The sequence below is a fragment of the Pseudomonadota bacterium genome (genome assembly GCA_037200975.1).
GTDB lineage: Bacteria > Pseudomonadota > Gammaproteobacteria > Steroidobacterales > Steroidobacteraceae > CADEED01.
Genome location: JBBCGI010000001.1, coordinates 3,062,971 through 3,076,421 on the forward strand (window position 1 = coordinate 3,062,971; position 13,451 = coordinate 3,076,421).

Annotated in this window: 12 protein-coding genes; 9 read left to right on the plus strand and 3 right to left on the minus strand. The window is 63.8% G+C overall.

What is annotated here, in order from left to right; translation table 11 throughout:
* Window positions 1–7 precede the first annotated feature (7 nt).
* The 4 genes from WDO72_13820 (at window position 8) to WDO72_13835 (ending at window position 3,626) form a co-directional block, all read left to right on the plus strand.
* Window positions 8–877: a class I SAM-dependent methyltransferase gene (locus WDO72_13820; protein ID MEJ0086760.1), complete on the plus strand. Its 870-nt coding sequence runs from the start codon at window positions 8–10 to the stop codon at window positions 875–877.
* Between the two features lie 54 nt (window positions 878–931).
* A complete protein-coding gene (locus WDO72_13825; GenBank protein ID MEJ0086761.1) occupies window positions 932–1,624 on the plus strand; it encodes a DUF6445 family protein in 693 nt (230 codons plus the stop codon).
* 53 nt (window positions 1,625–1,677) lie between these two features.
* Window positions 1,678–2,781 (plus strand): HDOD domain-containing protein, encoded by a 1,104-nt coding sequence (locus tag WDO72_13830; GenBank protein ID MEJ0086762.1) that lies wholly within the window; start codon window positions 1,678–1,680, stop codon window positions 2,779–2,781.
* A 299-nt stretch (window positions 2,782–3,080) separates the two neighbouring features.
* On the plus strand, window positions 3,081–3,626 hold the full coding sequence (locus WDO72_13835) for a GNAT family N-acetyltransferase (GenBank protein ID MEJ0086763.1): 546 nt from the start codon (window positions 3,081–3,083) through the stop codon (window positions 3,624–3,626).
* Here the strand turns inward: WDO72_13835 and WDO72_13840 are convergent.
* Window positions 3,613–4,269 carry a hypothetical protein gene (locus tag WDO72_13840; protein ID MEJ0086764.1) on the minus strand — a complete coding sequence of 219 codons (657 nt, stop codon included), beginning with the start codon at window positions 4,267–4,269 and terminating at the stop codon, window positions 3,613–3,615. The genes WDO72_13835 and WDO72_13840 overlap by 14 nt on opposite strands.
* Before the next feature lie 434 nt (window positions 4,270–4,703).
* On the opposite strand from WDO72_13840, the gene WDO72_13845 reads away from it, so the two are divergent.
* The gene (locus tag WDO72_13845; GenBank protein ID MEJ0086765.1) at window positions 4,704–7,070 is read left to right on the plus strand and encodes a LysM peptidoglycan-binding domain-containing protein; all 2,367 of its coding nucleotides are present in this window, start codon (window positions 4,704–4,706) and stop codon (window positions 7,068–7,070) included.
* 71 nt (window positions 7,071–7,141) lie between these two features.
* On the opposite strand, the gene WDO72_13850 is transcribed toward WDO72_13845, so the two are convergent.
* A complete protein-coding gene (locus tag WDO72_13850) occupies window positions 7,142–7,726 on the minus strand; it encodes a hypothetical protein (protein MEJ0086766.1) in 585 nt (194 codons plus the stop codon).
* Window positions 7,727–7,950: 224 nt separating this feature from the next.
* Here WDO72_13850 and WDO72_13855 point away from each other — a divergent pair, with 224 nt between their 5' ends.
* The 3 genes from WDO72_13855 to WDO72_13865 all read left to right on the plus strand — a co-directional run bounded on the left by WDO72_13855 (window position 7,951) and on the right by WDO72_13865 (window position 10,284).
* Window positions 7,951–8,400 (plus strand): L,D-transpeptidase family protein, encoded by a 450-nt coding sequence (locus tag WDO72_13855; protein ID MEJ0086767.1) that lies wholly within the window; start codon window positions 7,951–7,953, stop codon window positions 8,398–8,400.
* A gap of 80 nt (window positions 8,401–8,480) precedes the next feature.
* Complete coding sequence (gene ppnN, locus WDO72_13860) at window positions 8,481–9,866, plus strand: nucleotide 5'-monophosphate nucleosidase PpnN (GenBank protein MEJ0086768.1); 1,386 nt, start codon at window positions 8,481–8,483, stop codon at window positions 9,864–9,866.
* A gap of 253 nt (window positions 9,867–10,119) precedes the next feature.
* Window positions 10,120–10,284 carry a hypothetical protein gene (locus WDO72_13865; protein MEJ0086769.1) on the plus strand — a complete coding sequence of 55 codons (165 nt, stop codon included), beginning with the start codon at window positions 10,120–10,122 and terminating at the stop codon, window positions 10,282–10,284.
* 139 nt (window positions 10,285–10,423) lie between these two features.
* On the opposite strand, the gene WDO72_13870 is transcribed toward WDO72_13865, so the two are convergent.
* On the minus strand, window positions 10,424–11,203 hold the full coding sequence (locus WDO72_13870; GenBank protein MEJ0086770.1) for a ParA family protein: 780 nt from the start codon (window positions 11,201–11,203) through the stop codon (window positions 10,424–10,426).
* A gap of 345 nt (window positions 11,204–11,548) precedes the next feature.
* Here WDO72_13870 and htpG point away from each other — a divergent pair, with 345 nt between their 5' ends.
* Window positions 11,549–13,444, plus strand: coding sequence for a molecular chaperone HtpG (gene htpG, locus WDO72_13875; protein ID MEJ0086771.1), 1,896 nt, complete (start codon window positions 11,549–11,551; stop codon window positions 13,442–13,444).
* The last annotated feature ends 7 nt before the right edge of the window (window positions 13,445–13,451 follow it).

Sequence of the window (13,451 nt, forward strand, 5' to 3'; positions counted from 1 at the left end):
AGATACTTTGGCGACCACGGCAATCGAATTGAGCGCGCGCGCGCAGCGCCTGCAGAATGCATGCGAGCCGCGGGACCAGATCACTCCGGTCGATTCTGCGGTAGGTGTCGGGACGGCGCGCAAGGGCGCCCGCCAGCGCCTCTGGGCGTTTGCCACCGGTGTGGTCCGCAATCGTCCGCGAGTCCGGTCTCTCATCGACGTCGCGCGTTTCCTGGCGCGCTCGACCGGCGGCGATGTCTGCAACTGCACCCTGTGCGGCAAGACCGGCAGATTTCTTCCCATGGGATCGCCACCACGCAACAACGCGGGTTGCCCCGGTTGCGCCTCGATGGAGCGCCACCGCTTGTTCGGTCTCTATCTACAACAGCACCCCGAAGTCGTCGCCGGCAAACTGGTGCTCCATTTCGCGCCGGAACGGCCGGTCGCCAGCGCGGTGCGCGCAGCCCGGCCCGAGCTCTACCGCACGGCGGATATCGAAGTGGGGCGCGCGGACTTGCAATTGTCGCTGGAAAAGATCGGCCTTCCCGACGAAAGCGTCGACGTCGTCATCGCGAGCCACATCCTCGAACACGTCGACGACAAGCTGGCGCTGTCCGAACTGCGCCGCATCCTGTCGCCGGGCGGAAAAGCCATCGTCATGGTGCCGATCGTCGAAGGTTGGGACGAGACCTATGAGAATGACGCGGTGAAAACCAACGCGGAGCGCGCGCGTCACTTCGGCCAGGAAGATCATGTCCGGGTCTACGGCCGCGACTTGCGGGAACGCATCGCGGCGTCCGGCCTGACGCTGACGGAGTTCACCGCGTCCGCGCAGGACTGCCTCAACCACGGCATCCAGCGGGGTGAGAAAATATTCATCGCGAGCAAACCTGCCTAGCCAGCATCGGCCGACACCGCGCGCCCGCGACCGGCGACGCGGTAAAGTTCGCGGGTGGATATTCACCGCGACATCACCATCCGCTCCCGCACGATCGGCAACGAACGCGCGCCGCTGCTCGTGATCGACAATCTCCTCGCCGATGCCGATGAACTGGTGCACATCGCCACGCAGGAAAAATTCACCGCCCAATCGCGTTATTACCCCGGCATCCGCACCGCCGCTCCACAGGCCTACCAGGATCTGCTGGCGGCGCGGTTGGCGGACACGCTCGCCCAACATTTCGATCTTGCCGGCGGCCGCGTGGTTTTTTCACTCTGTCACTTCTCGCTGGTCACCACGCCGCCCGGGCAGCTCGAGATTCCGCAGCGCATTCCGCATGTCGATTCCCTCTCGCGCGGCGGCCTCGCATCGATCCACTATCTATTCAAGCAGCCGTTCGGCGGCACGGCTTTCTACCGGCACCGCAAGACGGGTTTCGAATACATCGACGAGTCGCGCAATGAAACCTACCTGCGCTCGTTACGCGACGAGAACCTGCGGCCACAGATCGCAGGCCCGGGTTACATCAATGGCGATACCGCGCTGTTCGAGCAGGTCGCGCGAGAGGATGGGGTGTTCAATCGCATGCTGGTCTATCGCCGCAATTCGCTGCACTCGGGATGCATCGACGAACGCTTCGTTCCGGATCCCGATCCGCGGACCGGCCGGCTCTCGATCAACAGCTTCCTGGACCTCGTGTCCTAGGTGAAAACCGATCCTCCCTTCCGGTTCCACGTGCGCACAGGTAGCCTCGCTACATGAGCGCAACGCTTGCAGTCCTGATCGGTGGAATTCTGTTGGGAATCGTCGGCGTGGTGATCTGGGTGCGAGCGACGCGCGAGAAACCCGCAAAACCCGACCCGATCGCAGCCACGACGGGCGCGAACCGCTCTCTGACCGGCACGCGGCCCATCGGCGGCATCGCGGCCTTCGACTGGGACGAGGCATTGCGGCGCTTCGTCGCATACGCGCTCGACGACGCGCCGCGCGAAGCGCTGAGCAAGACGCCGGATCCCGCGCATGCGCCGGTCTTCAAGGCCGTGCAGCAGATTCTCGAGAAGATCGAAGCACGGCCCGAATACATCCCGCGCCGTCCGTCGCTGCTGCCAAAGCTGCTCTCGACCGTGAACGACGCCGATGCGACCATGGCCGAGATGTCCCGCATCATCGCGCAGGATCCGGCGCTCACCGGCAACCTGCTGCGCATCGCGAACAGCCCGATCTATCGCACCAACAACCTGCCCATCGAGAGTATCGATCGCGCCGTGACCGTGGTCGGAGTGCAGGGCATCCGCTCGATCATCGCCACCGCGTTGCTGCAGCCTTTGATGGCCGCGGGCGCCGGCAGCTTCAGCAAATTTCCCGAGCTCGTCTGGGAACACACGTTGTATGCGGCAACCACCGCGGAAACTCACGCGACACAAATCGAGAACGCCGAGCCGTTCGTCTCGCAGCTGGTCGGCTTGTTATACGGACTCTCCGCCATCGTCGTGTTCCGCATCGTGCGCGATCAATTTGCCGCGCAACCGCAGCTGACTCCGGATCCGGGCAGCGTCGCGCGCCTGCTCGAAACCTGGGTCGCTCCGACCGCGGGACGTATTGCCGCCAGCTGGGAGCTGTCGCAACGCGTGCAATACGCGCTCGAGAGTCAGACGCTCGCCGCCGAGCTCCAGATGGAAAATTCGCTGGGCCGCTCGCTCAAATTTGGCCGCGTCGCCGCCTCGGTGATCGTCCTGTGCCGCGTGGGACGCCTGACCGAGGCGGAGGCCCGCGCGATCGTCGTGTCGGGCGAGAACCGCCGCTCCCAGGTTGAGAAGCTGTGGGAACGTTTTGCCACGGCTTACCTCAAGCCCAGGGAATGAGGTCCCGTCAACCCCCGGCCGCGCAATAAATCCGGCTTAAGGGTGGGAGAAAACGCGCCGTCGTGACACAGAGTCTTTGTGGCGCCCGGAACCCTACTGGGAGCCACACATGAGAATGTGCGGAACAAGACCCCCGTGTCCGCGCGACTAAGAGCCCCGCTCAGGCGGGGCTCTTTTTTTGGGGGGAAAACTTCGGGCCGGGCTCACGGTAAGCTCGCGCCGCTTTCAGGAGGACAGCTTTTTGAACCCGGATATCCAGGCCCCGGTGATTGTGTGGCTGCCATTCGAGCGCTCACGATTTGGCGACCCGTCCTGAGTTCGAATCGCCGCGCCTGACGCTGCGCCGCCTGGAGTTTTCAGACGCGCCGTTCGTCGTCGAGCTGCTGAACCAGCCGTCGTTCATCAAGAACATCGGCGATCGTGGTGTGCGTTCCATCGAGGATGCGTACGGGTACCTGCGCACCGGTCCGATGGCGATGTATGAGCGGCTCGGCCTGGGGCTCCTGCATGTCTCGCGCAAGTCGGATGGTGCCGCGATCGGCATGTGCGGGCTGCTCCAGCGCGACATCCTGCCGGACGTGGATCTCGGGTACGCCTTCCTGCCCGCTTACTGGGGCGGGGGATTTGCCTTCGAGGCGGCGCAGGCCACGCTGCGGCACGGTGCGCGGGAATTGGGCCTCAAACGCGTCATTGGCGTCGTTTTACCGGGCAATGAGCCCTCGATCCGCGTGCTCGAGAAGTTAGGCATGCGGTTCGAACGCATGTATCCCATGTACCCCGACGAGCCCGAGGTGCGGCTGTATGGAATAGACCTGGGTGGGCAGCGGGCCGTCAGCGGCGAGTGACCTTGTCACCGATGATCTTGCCGATTTTCGCGCCGTTATCGACGCGCAGTTCGACCGGCCGTTCGAAGCGCAGATCTCCTTCCACCACGCATGTCGCGCAGATGTGGACCTTCACCGGATCGCCATGATCCTTGCCCCAGTCGCCGGTCGGCTTCTTTACCAGGATGTCGCCGCGCACGCGGGCGCCGTCGGTCAGGTCGATGTCGCCGTTGACAGTCGTCACCGTGCCGCCCACCTCCGCGCCGTGGAGCTCGATCTCCCCGGAGACCGTCGAAACCGCGCCGCCGACCCGGCTGCGATTCGCGATCTGGATTTCGCCGTTGACGGTCGATGCCTCGCGCGCGACGGTGGCGCCTGCGCCGATCTCGAGCGAGCCATTGACCGTGTTGAGGTTTCCGACCTTGGCATCGCGTTCGATGACGATTTCGCCGTTGACGGTATGCGCGGTTTCCACCGTCGCCCCGCTCCTCACGAGCACGTCACCGTTGACGGTGTTGACACTGTCGTAGGTCTGGCCGGCGGCGGCCTCCACCGAATCGTTGATCGCCGTGACGTTGCGGGAGTCCTTGGCGAAGGAAGCGCCGTTGCCCGCCCAGGCGACGAAGGCGATGAAAGCAACGGTGGCGAGAGTGGCGAATTTCATGGCGGCATCCTGGTGCGCAGTTGATCGATGCACGAATAGATGTCGCGAGCGCCCCAGGGGTTGCAATCCGCGACGCGGAAAAAAAGAAGCCCCGCTTGCGCGGGGCTCATTGGTCGCTTGCTTGCTTGCTTGTTTGTGGAGGAGTGTTTTCGCTCTTCTTGTTCTTATCTCGTGCGGTCTTTGTCGAGCCGCTTGGGATAAGAGAGAGCAAGCCCTGTGCCAGAGAAATCTGACATGACAATGGCTGGCCAATCGTCTGGGCGGAGGCCCGGGCGACGCAAAGTTCCACATTGGGCAATATGTCACGTCGATGGAAGGCACCCTGCTGTCAAAATCTTCGACGCAAGGTCCGGGGCAGGGCACGACATAACACTCGCCCGTTGACCGGAAGTCGATTTGAGATCAACCGGTTGCATACGAGACAGCGAGTGTAAATGAGCCCGACAGTTCTCCATCGCGTTCGCCGCCTGCGACGGGTAGCCGCCAAATTCCTGGTCCTGATGCTCTGCGCGCCCATTTTGGTCCGCGCCGAGTCGATCCCCCGACCGGAGGGTATCCAGCCCGACGTCAACTTCTGGATCCGGGTCTACACCGAGGTCACGACCAACGAAGGGTTCCTGCACGACGAACGCAATCTCGCCGTCGTGTACGACACGATCAAGTTCGGCGCCGGCACCTCACCGCGCGATCGCCAGCGTCTCGTGGACGAGCGGCGCGACCGGCACATCGCGAGTCTTCGCCGGATCGTCGCGGCGCTGGGCACCGACGGCGGGCGCGATGCGCTCTCCGACGAAGACAAACGTCTGCTCGCGCTCTGGGGACCGAGCACCAGCGTCATCCTTCTCAAGGAGGCGATGCAGCGCATCCGCTTCCAGCTCGGGCAAGCGGACCGCTTCAAGGAAGGTCTGATCAGGTCCTCGAGCTGGGAAACACACATCGCCGAGACGTTTGCGAACCAGGGATTGCCGCCGGAGCTGGCGGTGCTGCCGCACGTCGAGTCGTCGTTCAACGCGGCGGCCTATTCCAAGGTCGGCGCCGCAGGGTTGTGGCAGTTCATGCGTTCCACCGGCCGGCGCTACATGCGCGTCGACGATGCCGTCGATGAGCGTCTCGATCCGTACCGTTCGACCGAGGCCGCGGCCCAACTACTCGCCTATAACTACCGCGTGCTCGGCAGCTGGCCGCTCGCCCTGACCGCGTACAACCACGGCGCGGCCGGCATGCGCCGCGCGAAGGAAACCGTCGGCAGCGACGATTTCGTGAAGATCAATCGCACCTATAACAGCCGGACATTCGGTTTCGCGTCGCGCAACTTCTTCCCGTCGTTCCTGGCCGCGCTGACCATCGATGAGAATCCGGAGAAATATTTCGGCGCGCTCGAACGGCGGCCGGAGCAGAAATTCCGCGAGGTCGCCATGCCGGCGTACGTGCGGCTGTCGACGCTGGAACGCACGCTGGGACTCGATCGCGAACAGCTGCGCGTGCTCAACCCGGCGTGGCGCCCTGGCATTTTCAACGGCACGCGGCTGGTGCCGCGTGGTTATCGGCTGCGCCTGCCGGCGGACACCGCCGAGAAGTGGACCGCGGACATGCTGAGCGCGCGCCTGCCGGCCAATGAGTTGTATGCCGGGCAGGTGACGCCGCGCACGCACCGTGTCCGCAAGGGCGAGACGATGGCGGCCATCGCGCAGCGATACGGCATGACGACGGAACGCCTCGCGCAGATCAACGGCATTTCGGCCGGCGCCGCGTTGCGCGCGGGACGCCGTCTGGAATTGCCCGAACAATTGCCGCGCGTGCTGAGTGCCGCCGCATCGCCGCCGGCCGCGGCGAGCGCCGCCGTGGCCGCTGCGTCACCGTCGCCCGGCAATGCGACCGCGGCATCGGCGCCGGCGGACGATTTCTACGTCGTACGTCGCGGTGATTCGCTGCAACTGATCGCAGGACGGGTACGCGTGCCCGAGGCGCAGCTGTTGAAGATGAATTCGCTCAAGAACCCGGATTTTCTCTACGAGGGGCAGCGCCTGCGCATCGCCGGTGAGGCGCCGACGCGGGTGACCGCCGCGACGGAGGCCGAGACCGAAGTCAAAGTTGCGGCGATCGACGCGGCGCGCGGCGAAGCGCAGCGCGAAGGCGCCGCCGTCGAGGTGGTGCGCGAGGAGACCACGCGGCCCATCGGCACCGGCGAACCGACGCGCGGACGTGCGCGTTCCGCGGCGGCCGTGGCCATGGCCGCGGCAACTACGCCCGAAGTCGCGACCGCAGTAGCGCAGGCGGCCGAGAGCGCCCGCGAGCCGGTGTCCGCGAGCCAGGCAGAAGCGCTGAGTCCCGCGCTCGGACCGGTGGGCATATCGCAGGGCTTGGCCGATTCGATCGACTACCAGGTCCGCGACGACGGCTCGATCCGCGTGGAGGCGACCGAGACGCTGGGGCAATACGCCGACTGGCTGCAGATCGCGACGCAGAAGCTGCGTACGCTGAACAAGCTCAAGGCCAGGCAGCCTGTGTTGCTCGGGCAGAAACTCAAGCTCGATTACTCGCGTGTTTCGCGCGAGGCGTTCGAACAGCTGCGCCGCGACTATCACGCCAAGCTGCAGGGCGAGTTCTTCGTCACGCATCGCATCGCCGGCACCGAGGTGTACATCGTGCGGCGTGGCGATTCGTTGTGGACCATGACGCAGAAGTTCAGCAACCTGCCGATCTGGCTGCTGCGGCAATACAACCCGGATACGGATCTGTCCGACCTGCGCGCCGGTACGCAGGTGGTGATGCCGAAGATCGAAGTCGTGGCAGGTAGCTAGGGAAGTAAAAGGGGACATGCCTATTTATTGAGAAAAGGGGACCTTTTCTCAATAAATAGGCATGTCCCCTTTTACTGGCGGGCGGCGAATTCCTTCAAGCGCGGGTCGTCGGCGATCTGCAGCGCGAACAGCGCTTCCACCGGGCCATCCTTTGTCGGCTCCATCATGTGAATCGCCAGGCTCCGGGCTGCGCCGAGCCGCGCGATGACATCGGCATCGGCCCTGAAGTAGTACGTCACGCTCCACGGAGCCGGCAGCTTGTACGGCGACTTGGCAAGACCGGCAAAATCCGCCTGACGGCTGGGCGTGCCGAGCACCAGCGCGCTGCCATCCACATCGAGGGAAGGCACGGATTCGACCAATGTCGGATCGATCGGCACGGCGAGCCACAGAAACGATGCGCGCGCGCCCATCTGGTTCGTCTCGAAGGGCGCCAGATACGCGAAGCGATCGGCGTAACCATTGGGCGCCGTTTCACGATACAGCTCGATCGGCTTTCCGATCCGCGCGATGGTGACGCCGGTGTCGGCGTCGAGTTGTTCGTACACGGGATGATCCTGCGGCAACGTCGCGCAGGCACCGAGGGTGAGGGCGACCAGCCCGGCGAGGAAACGCGCCCCAAGAAATACGGTCTCAGCGTCGCGACGGCTTGTCATAATCGTTACCGGTGGACATCCTTGCTGCATTGAACACCCCAAAGCTGTGACGCGTTCCGTTAACGCTGCCCCGGCCGGCCCCTATAATTTAAGTTGTTAGTAAGTGCTTGTTTTGTAATTAAATGTCGCTGACTACAAAAGTTTCCGCACTGTGTGTTCCGTTGCTCGCCTGCCTGTTCGCTGGAACGGCTGTAGGCGACGCGCTGCCCTATCATGCCCGCGCCATGGCCTCGCTGGGCGTCGAATTGCCCATTGCCGATCGCGTGCTGGTGCGCAAATCCGAGCGCCGGCTCTATCTCATGCGCGGCAACGACGTGCTGCGCGCCTACCGCGTCGCGCTCGGCCTCAACCCGGCGGGCGCGAAAGAACGCGCCGGCGATTTCCGCACTCCGGAAGGCAGCTACCGTCTGTCGCGGCGAAACACGCGCAGCGACTATTTCCTCTCGATCCAGGTTTCGTACCCCAACGATCAGGACACGAAACGCGCGCGCAGCAATGGCTGGCAGCCCGGCGGATCGATCATGATCCATGGCCTGCCGAACGATCCGCGCCACGCACCCGACTACTACGCCACGCAGGACTGGACCGATGGCTGCATCGCCGTCACCAACGCCGACATGGTGGAGATCTGGATGATGACCTCGGACAACGTGCGCATCGATATCCAGCCCTGAAGGCGGCCTTCGCCGGCGATTTCCCTCCCGTCGAGTACACTCTCCCACCAAAACAAGGTGAGCAGAGTCGAGGGGATATTTTGGAAACCAGCATCGTCATTCCCGATTTCGTGGATGCGCGCATCGGACCGCGGGGCAGCCTGGAGAACCTCTCCCAGGCGGAAATTGAAAAACTCCTCGATTCACGCGCCGGCGGCCTCTACCAGCTGTTCCGCAAGTGCGCGCTGGCGGTCATGAACTCCGGCTCCGAGAGCGACAACGCCAAGGAGATCTTCGACCGCTACAAGGACTTCGAAGTCGAACTGGTGCGCCAGGCCTGGGGCATCAAGCTCGAGATGAAGAACGCGCCCGGCCAGGCGTTCGTCGACGGCGAGATGATCCGCGGCATCAAGGAACACGTGTTCGCGGTGCTGCGCGACGTCATCTTCATCTCCAACGAGATCATCGAAAGCGGCCGGTTCGACCTCGAACAGCCCGCGGCGATCACGAACGCGGTGTTCCACATCCTGCGCAATGCGCGGATCCTCGACTATAAATCCAAGCCGAATCTGGTCGTGTGCTGGGGCGGGCATTCCATCGGCACCGAGGAGTACCAGTACACCAAAAAGGTCGGCTACGAGCTCGGCCTGCGCGGCATGGATGTCTGCACGGGCTGCGGCCCGGGTGCGATGAAGGGCCCCATGAAGGGCGCCACCATCGGCCACGCCAAGCAGCGCATCGTCGGTGGGCGTTATATCGGTTTGACGGAGCCCGGCATCATCGCCGCCGAGCCGCCGAATCCGATCGTGAACCAGCTGGTGATCATGCCGGACATCGAAAAACGTCTCGAAGCGTTCGTGCGCCTGTCGCATGGCATCGTGGTGTTCCCGGGAGGCGTTGGAACGGCCGAGGAAATCCTCTACTTGCTGGGTGTGCTGCTGGATCCGGCCAATGCCGGCCAGACGCTGAAAGTCGTACTCACGGGACCCAGGTCGACGGCGGACTACTTCGTCCAGATCAAGCAATTCATCGAGCAAACCCTCGGGAAAAAGGCCGCCGAGCTGCTGCATGTGATCGTCGACGACCCGGCCGAGGTGGCGCGTTACATGGTCGCGGCGATGGAAGAAGTGCGGGACGCCCGCCGCACCCATAGCGACTCCTACAATTTCAACTGGCTGCTCAAGATCCCGCCGGCCTTTCAGCATCCGTTCGAAGTGACGCACGAATCCATGCGCGGCCTGCGTCTGTACCGCGACCAGCCGGCGCATGAGCTCGCGGCCGACCTGCGGCGCGCGTTCTCCGGCATCGTCACCGGCAACGTGAAGGAAAACGGCGTACGCGCGATAGAAAAGTTAGGTCCGTACGAGCTGACCGGCGACGCCTCGGTCATGAAACTGCTCGACGAGCTGCTCACGGCGTTTGTGGCGCAAAAGCGCATGAAGCTTCCGGGCAGCGCGTACAAGCCGTGTTACCGGCTCGTGGCCTGACGGTCGAGCGAAGAATCAAACAATAAGCGACTGCAACGTTAAATGGCGCCGCGTGTTTTCCGCGGCGGCGCTACATAACGAAAAAATCTGTGCGAACCACCGCGCATCGCCCGCAAGCAGTTGCGAGCGCGTGAATCAGTTCCTGTCGTTTTGGTGCGACGAAACCGTAGGCTTACGTCAACCGAAAGGGAGTAACCGCATGAGTTCCTCAGACAGAAGCCGGGGAAATTTGGGAAACGGAGCACCGCCGCCAGTGGGCACGGATGCTTACGCCGCCTGGCTCGAGCGCATGCAGCGCACGCGTGGGCGGCATGCCGCGATCACCAAGAATCTCTACACCTGGTCTAGCTACAAGCATTGGGCCGACAAGGTGAAGGGTTCGTGGGAAGACGAGCCGGCACCGGTAGTCAAGAAGTAGAGTTGAAAAAATAACACCGCGACAACGCGGGTTGCGGCGAATGCCATTCGCCGGCGAGATGAAGGTAAAGACTGGTTAGTGGGAAGACGAAGAACGGCAGGCGCCGGATGACGCGTCGCCGGGTGGGCGTTCGCGCGACTCAGTGGCCGTGGGGCCTGAAAATGGCGTCGTGGGCGGGGTCGTCGTCCCAGTTCTCGATCACCGCTTCGGGGGCCGGGATCGCCTCCGGGGCGGGCTGCTCCTGCAGCGGCGCCGGCTGTTCGGCCAGCACGCGCTCGGGTTCGAGCCAGGCGAGCAGCGTTTCCCACTGCGCCACATCCTCCCTGACCAGGTAGGACTTCATTTCATGGATCCCGACGCCTTGTTCGGCGGCGCGCACGTAGTTCTGCGAGTCGCGCACCGTGGCGACGATGGGGATATCCAGCTTTTCCAGGAAGCGCATCAGCGACTGGAACATCAACGTGTTCTTGCGTACGCGATTGGCGATGACGCCGATGCGGTTCTCGGTGCGCTTGATCTTGGCGACCAGCAGCAGGTCGGCGATGCAGCGCGATGCGGCGTGGATGTCGATATCCGACGGCAGCACCGGAACGATGATCTTGTGCGCATCGCGCGTGAGCTCGGGCAGCGCGCGCGCCTCGACGGCGGCCGGGCTGTCGACGACGATCTTTTCCGTGCCTTCCGGGATGCGCATCTGCCACGCGCGCGTGGTGCGGGCGTCATGCTCGAACGTGGCGATGCCGTTGATGACGGGCTGTGGCACCTTGCGCTTGCGCAGCCAGCGCGTCGCCGAACCCTGCGGGTCGCGATCAATCAACAAGGTGTGGTCGCCACGCGCCGCGAAAAACGCCGCGAGGTTGATCGCGAGCGTCGTCTTACCGGAGCCCCCTTTAGGGTTTAGTACGACGATGCGTTGCATGACTGTTTGTCAGAATGTGCCTTCAATGTGAAGCACTCGAAAGACTAGCGATGCAGCTGGTTTCTAGCAACCAAACCGGCAGTTGAGTGTGACTCCTGACACAGCCGTGTCACGGCTCTGTTCCTAGAGTCGACACAAGCTTGGAATTTTGAAGGAATGCATCGCATGGAACGTTTTCTTCTTCTCTGGGATGACCTCGACGACCTGATCGGCACCAGCCGCTACATGGTGAAGAACACGGCGATTGCGATCTGGACGACCGTCCGCCCGCGCTGAACCCGCTGATTCGCAAGGCCCGATCGAGGGCTTGAATTCGTAACGCGGTGCCCGCAACCTCCGGGCGCCATGACAACCCCCCCAACTGAAAACAAAGCCAAGGAAACTCTGGGTTTCCAGGCTGAAGTCCGTGAGCTGCTCAGGCTCATGATCCATTCGCTGTACAGCCACCGGGAGATCTTCCTGCGTGAGCTGATCTCGAACGCCTCCGACGCCAACGACAAGCTGCGCTTCGAAGCGCTCAGCAACCCCGCGCTGATGGCGGGCGATACCGAGCTTGCGATCTGGATCGAAGCCGACAAGGCGAAGAAGACGCTGACCATCCGCGACAACGGCATCGGCATGAGCCGGGACGAGGCGGTTTCTCACCTCGGCACCATCGCGCGCTCGGGGACGGCGGAGTTCTTCAAGAAGCTATCCGGAGATCAGCAGAAGGATTCCCAGCTCATCGGCCAGTTCGGCGTGGGCTTCTATTCGGCCTTCATCGTGGCGGACCGGGTCGAGGTGCTGACGCGCCGCGCGGGCCTGCCGGCCGCCGATGGAGTGCGCTGGGAATCGGCCGCCGACGGTGACTTCACGGTCGAGACGATCGAACACGCTGCGCGCGGAACCACCATCGTTCTGCACCTCAAGGAGGATGCGCAGGAATTCCTCGACGCGTGGCAGCTGCGGTCGCTGGTGCGCCGCTATTCCGACCACATCGCCTTCCCGGTGCGTATGCCGAAAGAGGGCGAGGCGACGCTCGAATACGAGGCCATCAATCGCGGCACGGCGCTCTGGGCGCGGTCCAAGGGCGAGATCAAGGACGAGGAGTACGTCGAGTTCTATCGCCACCTGACGCACGACTCCGGCGAGCCGTTGAGCTGGTCGCACAACCGCGTCGAGGGCAAGCGCGACTACACCAGCCTCATCTACATCCCCGCCGCGGCGCCCTACGACCTGTGGCAGCGCGACGGCGCACGCGGGCTCAAGCTGTACGTGCGGCGCGTGTTCATCATGGACGACGCGGAACAGTTCCTGCCGTTGTACCTGCGCTTCGTCAAAGGCGTGCTCGACTCGGCCGATCTGCCGCTCAATGTCTCGCGCGAGCTGCTGCAGGCCGACAGCGACGTCGAAGCCATGCGCGGCGCGCTCACACGGCGCGTGCTCGAGATGCTCGGCAAACTCGCCAAGGACGAGCCGGCGAAGTACCAGGGGTTCTGGCGCGAATTCGGCGCGGTGCTCAAGGAAGGCCTGGCCGAGGATCCCGCCAGCCGCGACAAGATACTGCCGCTGCTGAGATTCGCCAATTCGAATCAGGAAGGCGACGAGGAACAGACGTCGCTCGCCGACTATGTGGGCCGCATGCAGACCGGCCAGGACAAGATCTACTACGTGGTCGGCGAGAACCTCGCCGCCGCTCGCAGTCATCCGGCCATCGAAGGATTGCGCACCCGCAATGTCGAGGTTCTGTTGTTAGGCCGGCGCATCGACGCCTGGGTCATGGATCACCTGCAGGAATTCGAGGGCAAGAAGTTCAAGGACGCGACGCGTGGGGACCTCGAGCTCGGCGGCCTCGCGAGCGCGGCGGACAAGGAAAAGGTCGAGGCCCAGCTCAAGGAGAGCAAGACGCTGCTCAAACGCGTCAAGGATTCACTCGGCGAGCGTGTTTCGGAGGTGCGTGTCAGCGGGCGGCTCAAGGATTCGGCCGCGGTGCTGGTGGCGGGGGAACACGATCTATCGGCGCCGCTGCGCCGCGCGCTCGAGGCGGCCGGACAATCCGCGCCCGCCGGCAAACCCGTGCTCGAGCTCAACGTCGAACATCACGTCGTGAAGTATCTCGAGCATCGTGAGGATGCCGCGGAGTTCGGCGAGCTGGCGCTGGTGCTGTACGAGCAGGCGATGCTGGCCGAAGGTGCGCAGCTCCCGGATCCGGGCGCGTTCGTGCAGCGCCTCAACCGTCTCTGGACCCGGCTGCCGCAATGAGGCGTGT